The sequence below is a fragment of the Synechococcus sp. PCC 7335 genome, from assembly GCF_000155595.1.
Classification (GTDB): Bacteria; Cyanobacteriota; Cyanobacteriia; order Phormidesmidales; family Phormidesmidaceae; genus Phormidesmis.
Genome location: NZ_DS989904.1, coordinates 4,400,153 through 4,421,212, shown reverse-complemented (window position 1 = coordinate 4,421,212; position 21,060 = coordinate 4,400,153). Strand labels below are relative to the sequence as shown.

21 protein-coding genes are annotated in these 21,060 nt (G+C 48.7%); 9 read left to right on the top strand and 12 right to left on the bottom strand.

Annotation, left to right across the window (positions count from 1 at the left end; translation table 11 throughout):
• Window positions 1–32: 32 nt before the first annotated feature.
• From S7335_RS18490 to S7335_RS18475, 4 genes are all read left to right on the top strand, one after another.
• On the top strand, window positions 33–500 hold the full coding sequence (locus S7335_RS18490; RefSeq protein WP_006454560.1) for an Lrp/AsnC family transcriptional regulator: 468 nt from the start codon (window positions 33–35) through the stop codon (window positions 498–500).
• A gap of 71 nt (window positions 501–571) precedes the next feature.
• Window positions 572–1,237: a LysE family translocator gene (locus S7335_RS18485; protein ID WP_006457125.1), complete on the top strand. Its 666-nt coding sequence runs from the start codon at window positions 572–574 to the stop codon at window positions 1,235–1,237.
• Window positions 1,238–1,280: 43 nt separating this feature from the next.
• On the top strand, window positions 1,281–2,534 hold the full coding sequence (locus S7335_RS18480; protein ID WP_157620317.1) for a murein hydrolase activator EnvC: 1,254 nt from the start codon (window positions 1,281–1,283) through the stop codon (window positions 2,532–2,534).
• Between the two features lie 68 nt (window positions 2,535–2,602).
• Window positions 2,603–3,391, top strand: a complete 789-nt coding sequence (locus S7335_RS18475; protein WP_227500033.1) for a hypothetical protein — start codon at window positions 2,603–2,605, stop codon at window positions 3,389–3,391.
• Here the strand turns inward: S7335_RS18475 and S7335_RS18470 are convergent.
• From S7335_RS18470 to S7335_RS27940, 4 genes are all read right to left on the bottom strand, one after another.
• Complete coding sequence (locus tag S7335_RS18470; protein WP_006455724.1) at window positions 3,388–3,909, bottom strand: DUF2726 domain-containing protein; 522 nt, start codon at window positions 3,907–3,909, stop codon at window positions 3,388–3,390. The genes S7335_RS18475 and S7335_RS18470 overlap by 4 nt on opposite strands.
• Before the next feature lie 90 nt (window positions 3,910–3,999).
• On the bottom strand, window positions 4,000–4,422 hold the full coding sequence (locus tag S7335_RS18465) for a DUF3465 domain-containing protein (protein WP_006455344.1): 423 nt from the start codon (window positions 4,420–4,422) through the stop codon (window positions 4,000–4,002).
• A 198-nt stretch (window positions 4,423–4,620) separates the two neighbouring features.
• Window positions 4,621–5,676 (bottom strand): fatty acid desaturase, encoded by a 1,056-nt coding sequence (locus S7335_RS18455; protein WP_006456746.1) that lies wholly within the window; start codon window positions 5,674–5,676, stop codon window positions 4,621–4,623.
• A gap of 390 nt (window positions 5,677–6,066) precedes the next feature.
• The gene (locus tag S7335_RS27940) at window positions 6,067–6,207 is read right to left on the bottom strand and encodes a hypothetical protein (protein WP_006453511.1); all 141 of its coding nucleotides are present in this window, start codon (window positions 6,205–6,207) and stop codon (window positions 6,067–6,069) included.
• A gap of 41 nt (window positions 6,208–6,248) precedes the next feature.
• Between S7335_RS27940 and S7335_RS18450 the strand changes: the two genes are divergently transcribed.
• Window positions 6,249–7,097 (top strand): substrate-binding domain-containing protein, encoded by an 849-nt coding sequence (locus tag S7335_RS18450; RefSeq protein ID WP_038016497.1) that lies wholly within the window; start codon window positions 6,249–6,251, stop codon window positions 7,095–7,097.
• Between the two features lie 345 nt (window positions 7,098–7,442).
• A complete protein-coding gene (locus S7335_RS18445; protein WP_227500032.1) occupies window positions 7,443–9,140 on the top strand; it encodes a sensor histidine kinase in 1,698 nt (565 codons plus the stop codon).
• Between the two features lie 83 nt (window positions 9,141–9,223).
• Here the strand turns inward: S7335_RS18445 and S7335_RS18440 are convergent, their stop codons facing one another.
• The 8 genes from S7335_RS18440 to S7335_RS18405 form a co-directional block, all read right to left on the bottom strand.
• Window positions 9,224–10,027 (bottom strand): SDR family oxidoreductase, encoded by an 804-nt coding sequence (locus tag S7335_RS18440; RefSeq protein WP_006453583.1) that lies wholly within the window; start codon window positions 10,025–10,027, stop codon window positions 9,224–9,226.
• A gap of 49 nt (window positions 10,028–10,076) precedes the next feature.
• Window positions 10,077–11,561: a sodium:solute symporter gene (locus S7335_RS18435; RefSeq protein WP_006454403.1), complete on the bottom strand. Its 1,485-nt coding sequence runs from the start codon at window positions 11,559–11,561 to the stop codon at window positions 10,077–10,079.
• Window positions 11,562–11,698: 137 nt separating this feature from the next.
• A complete protein-coding gene (locus tag S7335_RS18430) occupies window positions 11,699–12,916 on the bottom strand; it encodes a virulence factor (protein WP_006453733.1) in 1,218 nt (405 codons plus the stop codon).
• Window positions 12,885–13,370, bottom strand: coding sequence for a hypothetical protein (locus S7335_RS18425; RefSeq protein WP_227500031.1), 486 nt, complete (start codon window positions 13,368–13,370; stop codon window positions 12,885–12,887). The genes S7335_RS18430 and S7335_RS18425 overlap by 32 nt, the downstream gene beginning before the upstream one ends.
• A gap of 74 nt (window positions 13,371–13,444) precedes the next feature.
• Window positions 13,445–14,296, bottom strand: a complete 852-nt coding sequence (locus tag S7335_RS26205) for a sensor histidine kinase KdpD (protein WP_050765920.1) — start codon at window positions 14,294–14,296, stop codon at window positions 13,445–13,447.
• 66 nt (window positions 14,297–14,362) lie between these two features.
• The gene (locus tag S7335_RS18415) at window positions 14,363–14,959 is read right to left on the bottom strand and encodes an L-threonylcarbamoyladenylate synthase (RefSeq protein WP_038016493.1); all 597 of its coding nucleotides are present in this window, start codon (window positions 14,957–14,959) and stop codon (window positions 14,363–14,365) included.
• Window positions 14,960–15,111: 152 nt separating this feature from the next.
• Window positions 15,112–15,861, bottom strand: a complete 750-nt coding sequence (locus S7335_RS18410; RefSeq protein WP_006455799.1) for a chitin deacetylase family protein — start codon at window positions 15,859–15,861, stop codon at window positions 15,112–15,114.
• A 194-nt stretch (window positions 15,862–16,055) separates the two neighbouring features.
• The gene (locus tag S7335_RS18405) at window positions 16,056–17,000 is read right to left on the bottom strand and encodes a DUF1838 family protein (protein ID WP_006455382.1); all 945 of its coding nucleotides are present in this window, start codon (window positions 16,998–17,000) and stop codon (window positions 16,056–16,058) included.
• A 245-nt stretch (window positions 17,001–17,245) separates the two neighbouring features.
• Between S7335_RS18405 and S7335_RS18400 the strand changes: the two genes are divergently transcribed.
• The 3 genes from S7335_RS18400 to treZ all read left to right on the top strand — a co-directional run bounded on the left by S7335_RS18400 (window position 17,246) and on the right by treZ (window position 20,959).
• Window positions 17,246–18,181, top strand: a complete 936-nt coding sequence (locus S7335_RS18400; protein WP_006457280.1) for a VOC family protein — start codon at window positions 17,246–17,248, stop codon at window positions 18,179–18,181.
• A gap of 57 nt (window positions 18,182–18,238) precedes the next feature.
• The gene (locus S7335_RS18395) at window positions 18,239–18,718 is read left to right on the top strand and encodes a DoxX family protein (RefSeq protein WP_006454996.1); all 480 of its coding nucleotides are present in this window, start codon (window positions 18,239–18,241) and stop codon (window positions 18,716–18,718) included.
• Between the two features lie 327 nt (window positions 18,719–19,045).
• Window positions 19,046–20,959, top strand: a complete 1,914-nt coding sequence (treZ, locus tag S7335_RS18390) for a malto-oligosyltrehalose trehalohydrolase (RefSeq protein ID WP_006455072.1) — start codon at window positions 19,046–19,048, stop codon at window positions 20,957–20,959.
• Window positions 20,960–21,060 lie beyond the last annotated feature (101 nt).

The window sequence follows — 21,060 nt, the reverse complement described above, 5'->3', positions numbered from 1 at the left end:
AGTTTCAGCAAGACTTACTTAACTTTTAGCATATGCACATTGATGAGCTAGACCGCAGCATCTTGGCCGTCCTAACTGTTGAAGGAAGGGTTAAGTGGTCTGCGCTGGCGGAGCGGTTTGGGGTCTCTGCGCCCGCTATCGCCGATCGGGTTCGGCGGTTGGAGAAGGCAGGTGTGCTATTGGGTTATGCAGCCAAGCTCAATCCTGAAGTGCTTGGATTTGGACTGACGGCGTTCGTCACAGTCACGTTGGAGCATCCTCGGTATCGTCAGGGCTTTGTGGCGTACGTGCAGGCGAATAATCGGGTGCAGGCTTGTCATCACATCGTGGGCGAGGGGGACTATCTGCTGAAGATTTGCTGTCGTTCTACTTCGGAGCTAGAGCAGCTTTTGAGTGAGGAACTCAAGGCGCTGCCGGGGATTGTGCAGACGCGGACAACGATCTCGCTGCGATCAATCAAAGATACGGCAGCGGTGCCGATTGAGGCAGAGGAAGGGTAGGGGTGAGGCCCCTGACTACGTTCAGCCGTCGCAGAGGTGGGTTGGGATGATGATTTTTGGAGGGTTGATCGGTGTTGATATTTGTACTGCTAAGAGGAATTGCAATGGGGCTTGCGATCGCAGCTCCGGTGGGTCCAATTGCACTGCTATGCATTCGGCGAACGATAGATAAAGGCAGACTGGTGGGGGTGCTTTCGGGGCTTGGGGCGGCCACTGCAGATGGTCTTTACGGTATGGTTGCTGCCTTTGGCCTGACGGCTGTTTCGGAATTTTTGGTTGGATACAGTAACTGGCTGCGAATCGGTGGTGGCTTGTTTCTCTGCTATTTAGGACTCACCACATTTCTGAGCAGAGGGAGCACGCAACCCTTATCCTCTTCTACGTCGAATCTTGACGAATCGTCTCTCCTCATATCTCCCGCTAGCTCTCCTTCTCTTTTCTCTGCGTACACTACCACCCTTGCGCTTACCCTCACGAACCCTGCAACCATCCTTTCTTTCGTGGCTATCTTCGCTGGTCTCGGTATCACACAGAGCGCCTATCTCGATTCTGTAACCCTTGTGTTTGGCGTATTTACGGGCTCAATTCTATGGTGGCTGGTGTTAGTCTCAGGGGTGGCCTATCTACGCGATCGCCTCACGCCCGAGCGTTTGTTTCGATTCAACCGATTTTCTAGCAGGGTGTTTGGTCTGCTGATTATTGGGTTTGGCGTAGTGGCTTTGGTGAGTGCAATTTGATGGCCTCGCTATAGAGATAACTGTGGTAAAGCAGGTAAGAAGTATGATTCTATGGCGTCAGCGCTGGCAGCGATATTGGATTATAGGCATTGCCGTTGCTGTTTTCGGTTGCATCTGGCTTGGTAACCCGTTTCTAGGTAGCAATCAACCTGCTGAGGCTCGATCTGTTGACCTAGTAAAGGCTTCGGCAGTTGAGGTGGCAATTGATCCAGCGGTTGATCAACTGCGTCAGCAGCGCCAGCAGGTAAACCAACAGCTAAAGGTTTACGACGATGCTAGCCGGCGTTACCAAAGGGCGGAGGAACAGGCAAACCAAAATATTCGGAACCTATCAAAAACAATTCAAAGCGCAGATACTTGGATTGCAAATACAGAGCACCAGCTAGGGGAATCGGAACGGCAGCTTCATGCGTTAGAAGCTACTTTGAAGGAGAATAAGCAAGTGTATGAGCAGACGCGGACCGCAGTTGTCGGCCGTCTGCAGTTTATGCAACGTCAGCAGGCGGCTCAAGGCTGGGCAGTGCTGCTGCAAAGCGATAATCTCAATGATTTTTTGGACAGACGCTATCGGCTAAAGCAGTTATATGAAGCTGATCGTGCTTTGCTAGCTGGTTTAGGAGATAGGGCAACTGAGATTACTGAACAGCAGAAAGAAGTTGAACAACAAAGGAATGCGATCGCACTTTTACGCCAGCAGCTGTTAGTTAGCAGAGAGCAGTACACCGCACAGGTACGGGAGCAGAGCAACCTGGTCACGCGCTTGAGAGAGAATCGCGGGGCGTTAGAAGCCGCGATTAATCAGTTAGACAGGGATTCCAATCAGCTAACAGCGCTGATTTTAGAAAGAGTTTCAGCGGCTAGAACGGCTGGCCAAATGATTGCTAGAGAAGAAGCTTTACTCGCTGCGAGATCGTCAGGGAAGATGGTGCGTCCTGCGTCTGGTCAGATCACGAGTCAGTTTGGTAAGCGCTACCACCCGGTACTCGGCTACAGTCGGTTTCATGCAGGCACTGATTTCGGTGCGCCCCACGGCAGTCCGATCCTGGCAGCGGAGAGCGGCATTGTGATCTTCGCTGGCTGGTATGGTGGCTATGGCAATGCGTTAATTTTGGATCACGGCGGTGGTCTAACAACGCTGTACGGGCATGCAAGCAAGCTAAACGTAGCCGAAGGAGCGACGGTCAGACAGGGCGATGTAATTGGCGCGATTGGAACAACCGGTCTTTCAACAGGACCACATTTACACTTTGAAGTTCGTAAAGCGGGTAAGCCTATTAACCCTATGAACTTCTTGTAGAGCGACCTTTGATAGATATCTTTTGAGGGCGGTTGCTCTAGACCGTAACCTAGTCAGCAAGATACTCTATGTCCATGAAATATCAAGTATTTGGCTATGCAACGGGAATCGCTTTGGGCTTTGGCTGCTGCTTTGGGAACGCTGTTCAGGCTCAAGCTACGATCGACCTGGCCGTACCCCTCGCTACGCCGCCGCTGCCGTCAATAGATCCATGGCTTACAGCGTCTGATTCGCCGTTACCTGATGTGTCTGCATCTGAGCAGCCGCTTAACCTGCCACCAGAAACCATCGAGCAAAGCCCGGTGCTGCAGCGCTGGCTAGAAGAGGTTCCTGACGTTCGCTCAGATATTCGTAACGACCCTAGCTTTAGAACGAAATTTCAGATCGGCTATAGCTTTTTTCCTTCTTCGGATAGCACCAGCGGGTTTGCGGTGAGTGTAGATGACATCTTTGTGGGTAACACGCCGCTGACTGTGAGCGTGGACTATCAACAGAATTTTAGAGGCGATCGCACGGCTTACGGCACGGACCTACACTATTACGTTTTGCCGCTAGGAGGCTATGTCAACTTTTCTCCTATTGTCGGCTATCGCCATGTTGATTCTGCTGATGATTACAACATCGATGGGGCCAACCTCGGTGTACGATTTCGCTTCGTTCCTTCTCGGACTAGTGCGGCTGATATAACGGTTGATCAGTCTTGGGTGGTCGGTGATCGTGAGGGCCTAAGCGTTACGCATCTAAACTTTGGATACGCAGTGACTTCAAACCTCCGGCTTTCCACTGATTTGGAATGGCAGAGCACCGCCGACGAGGGTGATAGCCGGGTAGGTGTGAATTTCGAGTGGTTGCTCTAACTGTAGCTGCTACAAATTTCTGTTAGAGAATTTTCTATATCCTTGACCACGTACTTTGGCTTAGCTGAAAATTCTAGCAAGGGTAGCTGCGCGTCAGTACAGACTTTTCTGAGGAACTGATCTCGCCTAGCGCGGCTCGGTTTCTTGTGACTAGTGTCTTGTAGCTCTATGACCGCATTGACCGTTAGTGTTGAGCGATCGCACAGCACAAAGTCAAAATGCTTGGCTTGAATACGATTAAACGCAGAGCGCCATTGAGACTTAGAAAGTCCAGCGGCTGGTGCTATGACATCTGCTACACGAACTTTACCGAACACAACGTTCTCAGCTGGCAACGCTTGACACAGCGCATAATAGAATTCTTGCTCGGTAGGTGTAAATAAAGTACCTTTCATTCGATATGGAACTTCTAGTATCTGAGATTTGGATTTCTTCTGCGCAGCTTTTTTAGAAGTACCAACGTTCAGAACAGCGATAGCGACAATAGCAACGGCAGCGAGCAAGATAACCCAGTTCATAATGGTGCCTTTTACGGAGAAGTCTTTACAGATTCATTCTGCCCGCACGCTGCTTCAGAACTGGTAGATTCCTTGACTACTGTTGTGTGGCTATTCGTAGCGAACGTTCCTGTAGTCGATCCAGCCGTCTTCGTGGCTGTTACGTGGATCTTTGTGTGTCCAGTGAATCAAGCCGCCTCGATCGTTCCATTCATACTCGCCTTTGACAGAGATGCGATCGCCCTTGCGTAAGTCGTCTAACCGCTGTGAAACGTCAATATTATGGACGATGAGTACGGTCTGGTTGCGACCGATGCGAACCACAAACCGCTGATGCCTCGATCCTTCGGTGTCATCTGGTAGGAGGGTTTCTACCGTACCGGCCACATTTTCTACAATGATGTTCGACTGTTTGTTTTTGAAGGCATCACGTACCGACTTACTGCCCATTACTTCTGCCGTGCTGTTTCGGTAGAGATAGCTTGGCGCTGCTAATACGGGCAGCATGCCGCTTAAAAAAACTCGTCTATGCATCTTGTGTTCACTCAATAGAGCTGTTGCTAAAAACAGCCTGCTGCTTTCTGGGTTATGTGAGTCATTCTACCAAGCTCTAGGATTTACCTATATACAGGAGATAGAGTCCTTGCAAGTTCTTGCAGCTAGCTGCTTTAGAGCGATTATCAACAGCGAAGCGACCCGTTTGTTATATGAGTCGCTTCGCCTAGCCTCGTACTATTGACGAGGCTGGTAGTAGATCTTTTGACCTTCGTTGGGGACATAGATGCACTCGCGCGCGGAGCGCCAAAAGCTAGTCCAAATAGAGTCCTTGGACTCTCTAAAGTACTCACCCATGATTGGCTTAATTGCTGCGGTCGCATCCTTGAGATAGTAGTGAGGCATGCTCAAGAAAAGATGATGCGCTACGTGGGTGCCAATATTGTGGTGGATGTTGTTGATAAATCCGTAGTCGCGATCGACAGTCGAAATTGCACCTTTAAGAAAGTTCCAGCTATCGTTGCGATACCAGGGGATGTCTGGCTCTGTGTGATGCAAGAAGGTGACTAAGTCTAGCCATACGACGAACACGATGTAGGGCATGACGTAGTAGTTAATCAGAAACAGAGGTCCAAAGGCGAAGCCGACCCACGCCAAAAAGCCGATAAACAAGGCGATGCAGGTAGTACTTGTAATTACATCCCACTTTTCAGACGGGCGAAAGAGAGGACTGCTTGGTAAGAAGTGAGATCCTTGACGACCGGGAGAGCGAAAGAATAGATAGAACGGGTAGGCAAATAGAAAAAGCGTAAACCGCAGAAAGCGAGCACCGCCTTCCATCTCGTCGTAAGTGGCTTTAGAAATCGGATACCAGCTCTCGTCGGTATCGATATTGCCAGTGTTGGCATGATGCGTCCGGTGGCTGATTCTCCAACCGTGATAGGGCACCAGTATGGGAGTGTGGCTAAGGTGTCCGATCAGGTTATTGAGCCACTTGCGTTTAGAGAATGATCCATGGCCACAGTCATGGCCGACTACGAACAAGGCCCAAAACATAGTGCCCTGTGCAAGCCAAAACAGAGGGAAGAATAGCCAAGAGTTAATCGTGTGGGCGATCGCATACAAGCTAGCGATAACACCAATATCAAAGAAGAAGTATGAGAGTGAACGGAGCGTAGATGGCTCGAAGCAATAGTTAGGAATCGCTTCTTTGAGCTCTCTTAGCGTGAAAGGCAGATCTTTTTCAGGCTCTGCAGAGGGAATTGATTCAACCGGGAGAGTACTTAGCGGCACGTATTACCTAATTAGTGGATATAGCAAGGGAAAAGAGTACCCGCCCACACACATCGCGTGTAGATGCAACTTGGCTAAATGACACAGCATATAAGACTTAAAGAGTGCACCTAAGGGAAGAAACGACTTTACAAAGCTTTACATTACTACAGTTTGACCATGAAAAGCCATTGCGATTCTTCACCGCTCTTTGAGTCTAAAGAATTGCTAGTTAATCTAAGTATTTTTACTGTTGACTTTGGTGGTGCTATCGACCGAATAGCTCAGGCGTGTGGAACTCTTTTCACACTGATATCAGATCGCGGCCTAGAGAGAGTATGCCACTCTTTGCTGCCTTCATGTGCTGCTTTCAATAGAGGATGGCTTTTAGTTTAGGGCTCACTTCGGGGCTCACTGCGATCGCGGCCGAAGAAAGAATCGAGTACAAACATGATCTTCTTTTGCTGAAAAGTAGAGGAAGCCAAAGGGCGATTGGGAAAGATAGTCAGGCAGGGTGATATCTCGCGATCGCGCTTTATAGCGGCCTTTCATAGCTTCGATGAACCAAAGCTTCGACAAACTGACCTTAGATCATGCCAAAGATATGCTGGAAGACCATTTTAATCAGCGGGGCCTTGTTTGGTGCTTTAGGAGGTTGTTCTTCGGCTGACTCTCCCTCGCAGTCCGTTATCAAAACCTTCAAGATTGGGGGGTCTTTGGAAGCTTATGAGATTCTTGAAGAGCTAGCCGAAGGTTACAGCAAAACCGTAGGCGATGTCGAAGCTGACTTTGCCCCGCAGAGTCAGACAAGCGCCGGACTGCAGGGTGTAAAGGATGGCGCGCTGGATATTAGTGCGCTTAGCCATCAGCTGACCAAAGCAGAAGAAAGTGAAGGGGTAAAGTATGTTCCCTTGATAGAAGTGCCGCTGGTGCTAGTCGCGCATGAAAGCTTGACGGGCGTCTCCAACCTGAGTACTGATCAGCTTAGGGCAATCTATTCAGGCCAGATTAGAAACTGGAAAGAGGTTGGTGGACCAGATGCTAGCATCGCTTTGTTTGACTTTGCAGAAGACGAAAATGAGAAGCAAGTTCTGCGGCAGGCTTATCTAGGTGAAACCTTAGAGATTGCATCAGAAGCTATCTTCTTTGCTGATGATGATTATTTGGTTGAGGGCGTAGCGACTACTAATTTTTCGATTGCGGCTGTGCCGCTTAGCAAAGAACTCTCTCAGTTGCCACTCAGGATACTTCGCCTTGATGGTGTTGGACCCTCTAAGGCGAACATTCGCTCAGGTGACTATCTAATGAGCATCCCACTAGGAATGGCTTTATCTCGAACGCCTTCCCCAGCCGCGGAAGACTTCGCCATTTTTGTGGCCAGTCAGGAGGGACAAAACATTCTGAGTGCATATGAAAGTGAGCTTGAAGCTGAAAAAGATTAGTCCTTGATGCCATTTAGCGTTTGCCCCTAAAGACTATAGACAAGATGTCTGCCTTATACGCCCTTATACACTCTAAAGATGACATTCCCACATAGCGAGTTTAGCTATCGTCGAGCTTCGCTACCTATTAAAATCTCTCTGCCATTTATCTTAACTCTCCTTATCTTTTGGATACTGAGTGTGCTTCTAATTGGAAGGCATTTTTCTCAACAGTTAGATGCTAATAAAAAAGAAAAGGCGTCAGAACTTGCAAGCTTAGTAGAGCGAGAACTGAATAGAGAGCTAACTAATCTCAGACGTAGTGCTCGGCTGCTCGCAAATGAAGAGTTGATTATTAAGGGGACGATGCAATCAGATCAGATCTTACTGCAGCAGCGAATTCTGCCTGGCAAAGCCATTTTAGAAACGGATGTGGTTAAGGTCTTTAGCCGTGATCGAGAGGTTCTGTTAGATACTAGATCGCTATCGTTTTTGGATTTAGAGATATACAGCGAAGCTATTCTCGATTCATTGATGGTAGGTGCAAGCATCTCTACAGTAGTGGGCTCGTCAGGTAATGGAGCACCGGTCTTACTGGGAACTGCCCCTATCAAAAATACTGCTGGTATCGTTGGCGGAGCGGTTCTAGGAAGAGTGCTGAGCAATGATTTGCTATTACAAATCAACGACTCTATTGATGAGCAGATAGTGGCAATCTCTGACGACCAGGTACTGGCCTCTACGTTCCCTTCCGGCCTAGATGATTTTTCTTGGAAAGAACAGAACTATACTGAAAGCCCAGTAAAGATGACCTTTCGAGGTCAGTCGTATCTGGCGCAGGTTGTCAGTTTGGATGGACTTGACAACGAACATTTTGAAATAATCTTATTGGTGTCTCGTACCCCCGTTCAGCAGGCAAAGGCAAGGCTTTGGACATTATTTTTCATGACAGGGACTATTGGCGCAGCTTTGTTATCTGTAATTGGATACTGCATAGCAAAGCGGATTGCCTCTCCTATTCAAGAGATTACAGAGGTTGCTTTAAACGTTGTTGAAGATAATGACTATAGTTTGCGGGTGCCAGTTAGAAACCAAGATGAAATTGGTACGCTTGCTGCCTCACTCAATCAGCTGATTCAATGGGTTGGACAATACACCCGAGAGCTTGAGCTTTTAGCGCATACTTTAGAAGCAAGAGTAGAGGCGCGAACTCAAGAATTATCAGAGACAATTGGGCAGCTAAAAGAGACCCAAATGCAGCTTATTCAGACGGAGAAAATGTCAAGCCTGGGCGAAATGGTAGCAGGCATCGCTCACGAGATTAACAATCCAATTGGTTTTATCCAAGGTAATATAGCGCCACTGAGTCAGTACTTCAACGATTTGGTTGATCTATTAAAAACCTATCAATTAGAGTATCGAGATCCTAGTAAGCGTATTCTAGAGAAACAAGAAGATATTGAAATTGAGTTCGTATTGGAAGATTCGGCAAAGCTCCTATCCTCACTGGAGAGAGGCGTACAGCGGGTTCGAGATATTATCGTTTCGCTCAAGAATTTTTTTCGATTGGACGAAGCAGCTGTCAAGGATGTAGATCTTTGTGAGGGGCTAGACAGTACGCTACTGATTTTGAATCATCGGCTGAAAGAAGGTATAGATGTCGTGAAGGCATATGCCCCCATGCCGCTGGTTAGATGCTCGCCAGCACAGATTAATCAGGTTTTTACTAACATCATAGTTAATGCTCTAGATGCAATGCTGGAGAGCGACTCTCGACCAAAGCAGCTAGAGATTTTGACTCGAACTCTGCCCAAAGAGCACGTTCAAGTTTGCATTCGTGACACTGGACCTGGAATATCACCTAAAGTGAAGGCAAAAATCTTCGATCCTTTTTTCACTACCAAGCCAGTCGGAAAAGGAACCGGTCTTGGCTTGGGGATTTGTTTTCAGATTATCCAGCAGCATCAGGGTACGATTGAGGTCAATTCTGAAATGGGAAAAGGAACAGAATTCGTGATTACGCTACCGATATTAGCTGACGTCGAAGAAGTGATAGAAGACTGAAATACGACGCTTCAGCAGATATTGGGTGACTGTTGTTTGTTAACTGTTATTTAGTGACTGTCGGCTCACTTATTTTGTGACTGTTAGCTCGCTCCTTTGCTCAGCGCCCATTGCGTGAGAGCAGGAAAGAGGCGGTTGAGGTTAGTGGCGATCGCACTTACCCCTACAACCACTTCATTCTGTTCTTGTTGCACTGCTTTCCAAATGGCGTTGGCAATATCTTCTGGCTGACTAGCGAGACCAGACTGTAGCGCCTGATTCATCTGATTTTGACGATCCTGTATGGCTTGATCATCACTGCCTCTAAATTGGGCTCGTTCTAAGAAGTCGCTGTCAATGATGCCTGGATGCACAATTCCTACATGGATACCTTTGGACACTAGCTCTAGACGCAGCGTTTCGGTCATGCCGGTCAGCGCGTATTTGCTGGCGCAGTAGGCCGTCATGTTGGGCATTGGCATTTTGCCGCCGATTGAGCCGACGTTAATGATTGTACCTTTGCCTGCGGACAGCATGGCCGGAAGGACTGCTCGAATCGTATGGACATATCCCCAAAAGTTAGTATCAAAGATGCGGTGCCAGTCTTCTAGGCTGGTGTTAGCCATTGGGCCAGTTAGGCAGATGCCTGCATTGTTAATCAGCGTGTCTATCTTGCCGAAGGTGGAGAGAGATTTTTCGATTAGGGCGCTGACTTGATCGGCGCTGCCGACATCAGTAGGCAGTGCGATCGCCTTGCTTCCCATGGCTTCTATTTGCTCAGCCACTGCCTGCAGTCTATCTGCTTGACGAGCCGCTAGGGTGACATCCCAGCCTTTCGAGGCAAACTTGAGGGCGGTGGCTTTTCCAGTCCCTTGAGAAGCACCTGTAATCAGAACGTGCTGTGACATCGGAGGTTATACCCAGAGTGTTTCGAAAAGGTTTGGCTCATCAGCTAGCCTATTCTACTGACTTACTCCAGAAGGTAAGTCCTTTTGTAGATCTTTGAGCAGGCACTTTTCCCAAAAGAGAGATAATTACTCCTAGCAATACTCCAATCGGTGCGATTACCGCAGATTGCCAAATGCCTGGGAAGGAAAACAACCCTGATGTTGTGCCGATCGCCAGTAAAATCACCGCACCGATCGTTCCATAGAAAGCACCGTTGGCATTGACTCTAGGTATCAGAACGCCCATTAAAAACAGCCCTAATAGTGGCCCCAAGAACATCGCCGTGTATTTGATCAAAAAAGGCAGCAACGCTTCGCCAGTAGAGGCAACGTAGAAAGCAGAGGCAATACCGATCACTCCCCAGACAACGATCAGACCCTGGGCGACTTTGAGCGATCGCCTCTCGGTTGCCTCATGGGCTGAATAGCGCTGATAGAAATCAACCGTCATACAGGTCGCCAAAGAATGTAGCGCCGAATCAATCGATGACATCGCTGCGGCTAAGATTGCGGCTACTAGCAAGCCAGAGGTACCTGGTAGGCCGTTGTTGACAATAAAATAGGGCAGAATTCCATCAGCGGGAATATCTTCTGGTAATCCAGGATTGGCCGTATAAAAGCCAAATAGGAGCGTCCCTAAAATCAAGGTTGCGGCTACGCCCATAAAGCCAGAGAACCAGCCGAGTAGAATGGCCTTCCGCCCGTCTGCAATAGTTGCACAAGAGACATAGCGCTGTACGGACTGTTGATTGGTCCCGGCTACGGCAAAAGCCAACGTTCCATAAGCAAACAAAGCCGTGGGCAGCGACCGAATTGACTCCGGCTCCCAAGTTGTATTGATCACCGTCAGCTTTCCGGCCTCTCCTGCTGTACTCCAAAGCTCGCCTAGTCCTCCAGAGACACCCTGCGACGCTGCCCAGATACCAGCGCCTAAGCCCACGAAGATCATGGCGAACTGCAGAACATCTGTCCAAACAACCGCCGCGATACCGCCCGCTACTGTATAGACGATCGAGACAATTCCAACAAGTAGAATCGCTAGTGGCAAGGGGAGGCCGATAACTGTCGCGACGGCTAGAGAGGCCGCGTACAGCAGACCACCTAAACGAGCAATCACAAACAGCAAAAAACAGAGTGAGCCGAGCGATCGCGTTTTTCCATCAAACCGCCGTTCTAGATATTCGTAAGCTGTAGTTAGATTCAGCCCCACAAAGAAAGGTAGGAACAGAAAGATGACCAGCAGATATCCTAATAAGTCCCCAAACTGAAGCTGCAAGTATAGAAGACCATTGTTGTATCCCTCTCCGGGGCCACCGAGTAGAGAGGCCGCCGAAAATGATGTGGCAATAATTGAAAATCCAATTGCCCACCAAGGCAACTGCCGAGAGCCTCTAAAATATTCGTCTGTACTATTCTGCTGTCGACTCGCTGAAATACTAATCGCTAGCAAGATCAGTCCGTATACTCCCACAATTGCCCAATCAACGGCCTGCATTTTTCTGATCCTCTATTTTGTGCCTAGCTACCTCTGGCGACTAGGTCAATATGCTGCCGCCATCATGCCACAGCAGCGGTGAAGAACGATGCTGGTGTTCACCGCTGCCAAGTGATCTAGACCAGATTCAATCTAGACTAGCTAGCGTTGCTCATTCGCATCCACATCGGTAGCTGAGAGGCTTCGCCCATTTGAATACGCTCAAGCGCCGCGGTCATTTCTACACGTACGTCAAATTCGCTTTCAGACGCTATAGCCTGCGTCAGTGGCTCTACTGCACTATGGTCTCCCATTTCGTTTAGGTATCTAGCCGCTCGCCAGCGCACCAGTGCTGATGTATCGCTCAATGCCTTGATCATGGCCACGCCGGCTTGAGCGTCGCCTAGGTCGCTTAGCGCGTCTCCAGCGGTACGCCGAACGATAGGGGATGAATCAGTCAGTAACAGTTGGCAAAGGGGATGGACTGCTTCGTTACGTTCGCTAGCACCGAGTAGCGCCGCTGCCCAACGCCGAATGGCTGCTCGGTTGTCTTTCAGTGCAGCAACAATTGCAGGAAAAGTCTCCTTGTTGATTTCAATTTGTTGGATTGCCCTTAGTCGTTGTTTCCAGTCAGAGTGTTGAAGGCTTGCGATGAGTTCGGCTGAAGTTTGTTCGAAAGAAAGGACTTTTTGCTTTGGTGTGATCGCCTGTTGTTCTAGCCTAGTCAGCTCTTGGTCATCTACGAGGGTTTCTATCTCTTCAGCAACCTGCTGGGCGATCGCATTGACTTCCCCAAATTGTGGCTGATACGGTGCCCAGACGCGCTCAGCGACATAGTTCGCGTCAGTAGCAGCGATTGCTCTTTGCAATGCCTGATTGAAGCGATCGCTTAAGGCTACTCGAGCTTGCTCTGCATTATTGGTCACTCGTACCTGAACCGGAAGGCCTCGAAACCTTTGAATTGCGACTTCGACCTGAGAGAATTTTTGTGTGGAGGGTGTTTTGGTCTCAATCGTCTTGGTCTTAGCAGTCGTGGTTTCAGTCGTTTTGGTCTCAGCAGTCTTGGTCTCAGCAATTTTGGTCTGTAAACTATCGTTCACGCTGGGTTCTGCATCTTCTGCAATGCCCAGAAGATTGCTCGCTGCTGTTAGAACGCTTTGCCAATCGGCGCTGCCCTTACGCGTTAGGGTGACAAAGTCGTTCATAGCAAAGACAGACTGGACGCCTTCTATTGCCAGCAGATTTTGAAAGACCTTGGCGACTTCGGCTGTAGGGTCTCCGGTTTTGAGTGTGATTGGCTCATTGCTTGCTACCCTGTCTAGGGTCAGCTTCATGCAGTTTGGACTAGGGGTAGTCTCTATCGAACGAAGTTTCATTGGATGTCTTCACTCCTAAAGCGATATCGATTGTTTCTTGCAGCCTTTTCCAGTCTTTGGATTTGACGAGCCACTTCTTAAGCTTTGTGGGTTCTTTGCGATCGCCTTCTAGAAAACCACCCTTCACATACAAGATGCCATTTTCTACGCTCAGATTGTTGAAAGTCTCGAACGGATAGCGCTTAACGACCTTGCCTAGGAGGTTGTAGATAGTCAGTCTATTTGGGGCGAGGGTGAAGTATGGACGAGTAAAGTAAAGGTAGCCAACAATCACAAGGCCTACCCCTAGAATGATGGCGCTATTGAATGAGCCAGATTGCAGCATAGACCCTATCGATAGAACGCAGACAGCTAAGCCTAAACCGAGAAGCAGAAGGCCGAGCCAGGGCTGATAGTAGGCTTTGAAGTGGTTGTTCTCGCTGGGTAGAGCAGGGGGTGGAGCCATCTTGGGCATCATCTTGTGCTGCTTGGGCTGAGGGATAGTTGGCGATTAAGAGGGTTAGCTAGTTGATCTTAGCTAACTAAATCTCAGCTAGCTAATTTTGAAAAGATGCATTTTAGGTGGGTGCGATCACTCGCGGTCGGGTGAGGAGCAATTTCAAACCTGCCATTGATCAAAGGTAGCGCGGTCGTCGCAGTTGCCAAGATCAGAGCGGTTGAAAACTGAAGATTTTGAGCCTGTTCGTTTTGTGATCGGATGCTTTTTAGGTCTATAGATTGAGATTGATTGTCTGTAGATTGGTTACTTTGGGGCTGATTCTCTTCTGGGCTATCTGTAGAGCTATCTAAGATAAATTCAGCCAGGCTGTCATACTCGGCTTGCAGCTGGGTGGCGACGCGATCGCACTCGATAACGATGGCAATTTCGGCTTCACTATAGTCTAAGAATAGGGTCAACAGTTTGGTGTGAGCAATGGCGTCTTGAATGAGACTCACTAACGTGTTTTTCAGCCATTTTCTATCAGTGTAGATTTCGACTGTTTCATCGGGGGCAGTGACGGTGTAACGAATGTTCTGATTGGCCGCTTGAAGTGTTGTGAGCATTTCTATTTCTGGCAATAGAAAGCTGAGGTCGGTTTGATCTAGGGTCGCAGGCTCTCTACCGATATCTAGTTTTGAAACGGCTGCAATCTGATCGAAAAGCGTTAGCGTTTTTAGCGCAGCTGCTTTGGACTGAGCAATAAATTCCCTTTCTTCTTCAGGATCTTCGCACAGATCTTCTAATATCAACTGGCTAAGACTAATGATGACATTGATAGGCGATCGCAGCTCGTGAGAAATGCGGGCTAAAAATCCACTTTTGAAGCGTTCGAGCGCCCATAGCTGCTGATAGGCCGGATCCATTTTAGAAACCGGTATTGAAGAAGTGCTGCGAGTCATAAAAAGATCGATAAAACGCTATGGAATTTTGCTGACCATTCCCCACAGTAGCTTGAATCATAATAGCTACAGCTGAATTTTACCCTGGCGTAATATTTGCCAACCGTGCGATGTCCACTTAGCAACGGTCGAGGGCATGCCGCTAGCTGCTTTGCTCTGATAGTCTTCTGGCCCTAAAGTCAGCGCGCTTGGAAACATTTGGGCGATCGCTGAAATCTCTGTTAAGGCTGGCTGCCCAGAAAGATTGGCGCTTGTGGTTGCTAGTGGTCCGGTCTGAGAAAGTAACGCTAGGGCGACTGGATGATCGGGTACGCGAATGCCCAGAGTGCCAGCGGTTTGGTCAGTGGGATGGGGGTTGAGATTTTTGGGAGCCAGGTCGCTAGCTGGTAAAACTAACGTGAGCTGACCTGGCCAATACTGCTCGGCGATCGACTGCCACGCTGCCATCGCTGAGTCTTGCCCAGATACGTATGGCAAAAGATCGCCCAGGGACGCACCCATCAAAATCAATGGTTTCTCGGGTGGTCGCTGCTTGGCTGCGAAGATTAAATCTGCTTGACTCGGCGCGGCTGCCAGCGCGGGTACCGTATCGGTGGGAAAACTCACCAAAGCAGGTCTGGTCTTCAGCGCCTGTATCATTTGATCTAGAGAAACTTGAGCCATACTTGAGAAGCCAGATAAAGAAGCCGTAGATGAAACAGACGAGCGCAGAACTACACTCTCTATTTTATGAATTATCTTGTGAATTTTTAAAAGAAATAGAACAGAGAAAGACCATGCCTGTGACCTCACTTTAGATCTGTTCACTTCTGTTATTAATTTTTCTCTGTTAGATTAGAGAGGGTTGTTACCTGGTAACCGCGCTTTTGCAGTTCTGGTAGAATAATTTCCAGCGTTTTGGCCGTGCGAATTCCCCTTTTTTCTCCGTCGTGAAGTACAACAATATCGCCTGATTGAACAGTTCGCAAAATAAATTCACTTGCGAAGCGAGAAGAGTGGATATGCGTATCGTAGGGAAATGTAGATCCGAGTACGACTTGATATCCATGACGCTGAGCGACTTCTACCATTCTGGCGTTATAAAATCCCATGCCGGGGCGAAGCCATTTGAGCTGCGAATTTGGGGGTAGGTAGGATAGGAGGGCCGCTTCTGAGGTGAGTAGCACTGTCTCAAAATCAGCGATGCTCAGGCGAATACTCGGTTTGTCTACGGTGAGGTGGTTGCCTAGTTCATGGCCAGAGTTGACAGTCTGTTGGACGATTGATTCGTGTCTAGGTAGGTGGCTGCTGATGTTGAAGAAGGTGGCTTGGACATCGTAGCGATCGAGAACGGATAGAATGTCAGCGGTAGCAGGACTAGGCCCATCGTCTATGGTGAGCGCGATCGCCTTAAGGTGCCCTTCGTCTTGCTGTACGGCGTAGAGTGCGCCGGGAAATAGGCGATTGGCAAGGGTAAATAGCCAACGAGGCTGACTCAGTAAAATAGCCGCAAAAATAACTAGAGAAAGTATATGGAGCCAACGATAGATTCGTAGCCACCGTAGCCACTTAGCGGTTCTTTTCATCTTCTAGTTGCCCATACTGTTACTGCGCCTTGTAATTACGCCTTGTTATCTGCGGTTGGCTTGTTATGTATAGTTGGGAAGCAGAAGCTTTATAGTGCCAGAACCGATAGGACCCGAGCTGGTTAATTAGCGTTGGCTGTTTGTTAGGCTCTCATTCCGATTTCGCTGACCGCGGATATTCTAATCGAAATGTCTTAGTTCAAGTACTCTAAGAAGTTAGTCCAAGTGGTTTGGTTAGGTCGTTCATCGTCTAAATCAGGGGGGGCCTGGTAGAGCGCATAGTCTCCGGCGATCTGACTTTTGAGTGGCTCCGGCAGTTGTTGCCACTCTAGAAGGCGAGTGCTAGCCGCATGAAATACCAGCTCTCCAGGGCGATCGCCCATTTCCATCCAAGGTAGCCAAGGAGAAATGCGACTCCAGCTCACTGCGACTTCAGCCAAATCTTGCCTGGGTGCATCTAGCAAATCAGAGCGACTAGCCGCGAAGTTGAACATTTCCATCGCATGATATTGACCCCCTACATACGCCTGATGCTCACCACCTAGGGGGTTAGGGTAAAACAGCGGTATTGTGGTTGTCAAAAAGATTGTATTGGCCTCACCAAATGTTTGAAATTGAAGTCTTCTACCTGTCGTATCTGACCACATAGGTGACGTGTTGACTGGGTCGTTAGCTACTGGCACAACCGTATTCTGCTGCCCTGTCCAGGGATTTTCCCAGGTTTCTAGTATCTCGTCGGTCGCCGGATCTAAGTAGAGCATGACTTCTCGGCTCACTTGGCGAAATCCTGGTGAGTTGGTCTCAGAGGTCAGCGATACGCAAGCTCTAGCGCTCATGCCCTGTACGTTAAAAATGTGCTGATCCGGTTCTCCGGGTCGTCGACTAAACCCTTCTCCCTGCCATACAAAATAGACGGTCTTACCATCCTCCACAGAGCAAAGCAGCTTACGAAATGCTTGCAAGGCATCTGTTGGCTCGTTCAAGTTGAGGGGGTTGTCGATGCCTTCTAAGCTTTGGTTTGATTGTTGGGAAGTGTCTTGAGCAGGGGTAGGTATCGAATGCGAGGGTGAAACTTGCCCAAGTGTATTTACAAGCGCAAATGAAGCGATAATGCCTATCCTAAAAGAAGAAAACTTCACGTCCTTAGCACTCCTCGTAGGCAAATTCTAACGTTCGATAAAAGTATTCTACAAAAGTACGGTGTTTAATGACGGGCGCGGGCAAAAGTAGCTTGCTCGCCTATGACCTGCTTCGACCACTCCTTTGAATACTGCCTAAAAGTGATCGGGCTGCGATCACCTGATTATGTAAAAATGCAAAAGGCAAAAGTGCAATCTGCGAGATTGTGTTTTTGCAAACTTGTTATCTAGAAAGCAGCGTAATTATGGCGTCTCCCTCCGGTATAACGGTTCAGGCCGTACAGTCTATTGGCCTAACGGTCTCTGACGCTAGTCAGGCCGCTGATTTTTTCACCGGTGCCTTTGACTACACAGTTGTTTCTGATACCGTCATTAGTGGCGACGAGGCTAGCTATCTATACGGTGTGCCTGATGCTCAAGTGCGAATTGTATCTCTAGCGCTTGGACAAGAGACTATTCGGCTAATGCAGTTCTTGAGTGGTACAGGCGAAGCGATTCCTACTGATAGTAAGAGCAATGATCTTTGGTTTCAGCATTTTGCCATCATCGTTAGCGATATGGATAAGGCTTACGAGCGGCTAAAGAAATTCTCTTTTACGCCGATTTCTCCAGAGCCTCAAATGCTGCCCAATGACATTAAGGCGTTTAAATTTAGAGATACTGATGGCCACCCGTTAGAGCTATTGCAGTTTCCACCAGGATTAGGTCCGGATTACTGGCAGTCGAAAGAAGCGCTGTTTTTAGGTATGGATCATTCGGCGATCGCCATTTCGAGTACTGAAACTAGTCTTTCACTGTACCGAGATGTTCTAGGGCTGACACATCAGGGTAGCTTTACGAATATCGGCATCAAGCAAGAGACGATGGATAATCTTTTTAGCGCAAAGGTGATTGTGACCTCTCTAACCCCAGCGCAGGGGCGCTTGGGCGTGGAATTTTTAGACTATCTGACACCGCCAGGTGCAAGACCTTTCCCGCTCGACCAGCAGACTAATGACTTAGTGCATATGCATTTTGAGCTGCTAGTCGATGACATTGACGCAGCAGTCGAAGTTCTAGAAGAAGCGCATGTACAGTTCGTATCACCAAAGGTAATCGATTTGCCAGATGTGATGCCGTTCAAGCGAGGGGTATTGTGGCGTGGGCCAGACGGCCACAACATGCTGCTCGTGGAAAGCTGAAGGTTGGCCGTAGATAGCGACCATTAGCAGTTAGAAAGGAACTTAAGGAGAACTCTATTGGATACGATTGTTACGGCGCTTTCGGCGTTATACCCAGCGTTTATTGAAGGGGCTCAGGGCTATATGCTGCTAGCCTTTCGAGCTGTTGTCGGATTCTTGTTTATCTTGCATGGCTTGCCTAAGATCCAAAATCTTCAGACCTGGTCGAAGGCGTTAGGTGCGCCGCTACCGCTGTGCTTTCTGTCGGCGGGATTCATGATTGTGGGCGGTACTGGTTTGATCATAGGACTGCTGACGCCTTTTGCCAGTCTATCCATTTTGGTTTCGATGATCTATGCGCTGGTGCTAGAAGTCATTGATGGTCTACCCATTGTTGCGCCTGATCCCTATGAGTTAGGAGAATTCTATTCGGGGCCGAACGGTGATAAAGGTGAGCCTCCAAGTATGGAGAAGGCGCTCATCTTTACGATGATGTTAACGCTGCTGATTTTGTTCGGACCTGGTGCTTATTCGATAGACGCGCTGCTGTTTGGGTAGTCACTTTCGAGTATTGATTATGAGTACTGAACGTACAAGTACTGAATTGATAGTGGTGGATTTAAGCAGTCAAGATACCGACTTTTGAGCGCTGGGACTGGTGTTTTGGGACTGGCGTTTGATGCCATGGTTGTGGCGCCTTGAGTTACGCATTTTGGGTAGTGCGTTCTGATGACTGAGCTTGGCTAGGTATTGCGCTTTTGTGGGTATCCTTCACATATCTACCTGTGGTTTATGTCTATAGGTAGCATCTCATCAAATGTTCTTTTGATATTCTTAACCATCAGTAGCGTTTCAAGGTAGAACCAGCAGTTCTGCTGTGGATTTATGGAGATTGGTGGAAGGTTTGAGGACGGCTGTCAGTTCACAGTATGGGCTCCTTTAGCGGAACAAGTCGCTGTTGATATTGTTGGACACCAACAGGAATCAATATCGGTACCGACTGGGCTGCTAGAAATGAAGAATGATGAGTACGGCTACTGGCGGACTCATGCGCCTAATCTGCCCGCAGGTACGCTCTATAAGTATCGGCTAAATGATGAAGCGTCATGGCCCGATCCCGCTTCTAGGTATCAACCCCAGGGGGTACATGGTCCTTCTGAAGTGATTGATCATGCTCAGTTTGAGTGGGGCGATCGGGACTGGAAGGGGGTAGGGCTACCAGAGTATGTCATCTACGAGCTGCATGTAGGGACGTTTACTCCAGAAGGCACATTTGAGAGCGTGATTCCGCGACTGCCCGAGCTAGTAGAGCTAGGAATTACGGCGATTGAGATTATGCCCGTGGCGCAGTTTCCGGGCGATCGCAACTGGGGCTATGATGGGGTCTTTCCTTTCGCCGTCCAAAACTCATACGGCGGACCCACCGCGCTAAAAAAACTGGTAGATGCCTGCCATCAGATCGGTTTAGCTGTAATCTTAGATGTGGTGTACAACCATTTCGGCCCAGAGGGAAACTACACTGGGCAATTTGGTCCTTATACAACTGATCGCTATCGGACGCCCTGGGGAAGTGCGATTAACTTCGATGATGCCTATAGCGATGGAGTTCGCCGCTACTTTCTAGAAAACGCGATCAGCTGGCTACGCGACTATCATATTGATTCACTGCGGCTAGATGCGGTCCATGCTATCTATGACTTTGGTGCTAAGCATTTCTTACAGGAGCTATCCGAATCAGTTGCGGACTTTGCTGAAGCGCGTAGCTTTCCTGCCTTTTTGATTGCCGAGAGTGATCTAAACGATCCGCGTTTGATTCGCCCTGTGCAGCAGGGGGGCTATCAGCTTTGCGCCCAGTGGAGTGATGATTTTCACCATGCCTTGCATGCTCGGCTTACTGGCGAGACGATTGGCTACTACAGCGACTTTTCTAGTCTGGAATCTCTGGCGATCGCGCTCAAAAATAGGTTCGTCTACGCCGGACAATATTCTTCTTTTAGACGCAGAATCCACGGTAGCCCAGCTAGCGATCTGCCTTCCTATCAGTTCGTTGTGTGTAACCAGAACCACGACCAGGTTGGCAATCGAATGATGGGCGATCGCCTCTCAACTCTAGTCTCATTCCCAGCGCTGAAGCTGGCCGCCGGGGTCACGCTGCTCTCACCCTACATTCCTCTACTGTTTATGGGCGAGGAATACGGAGAAACTAACCCATTTCTATACTTCGTTGACCATAGCGATCCAGATCTAATTGAGGCTGTTAGAAAGGGACGAACGGAAGAGTTTGCGGCCTTTCATGAGCAAGGAGCGCCGCCCGATCCAGTCAGCGAGGAAACCTACAAAAGATCAAAACTGAACTGGCTATCTAGGAAAGACAAAACAGCGGGTAATAGGGCTCAGCAACGAATTATGCGGAAGTTCTATCAGCGGCTGATTGAGGTCAGGCATCAGTGCCGGGTGATGACGCCCACGCGCTCCTCAGATATTGTCGTCGCTCATACGGGTGATACTTTGCAATACAAACAGTCTATGGCTAGCGGTGACCTGCTTTGTCTGATGAACTTTAGTGACCGAGCGACTAAGGTCGGTCTGACGTTAGGTTCACAAACCTGGTGGCAGCAGCTAAATTCAGCAGACCCCCAGTGGTGTTTAGAAGAAGCCAACGAGCTGACAAAAGCAGAGCCTTTACCCGCTAGACTCTCTGAAGAATCTGGTCAGACCTTATTGCTCAGTCCGTTTAGCATTGCCTTGTACCGCGCTGAGCCAGTTTCCTCCTGGTCTCTTTCTCGAACTTCCCTATAAGCCGGGCTCTTTTTGGGTTTGCTTTCAAAAACTAACCGTAAATACTAGATAGATCCAAAACAATATCTGTTTTGCCTGCGAACTCTTCTATCTCCTTTGTT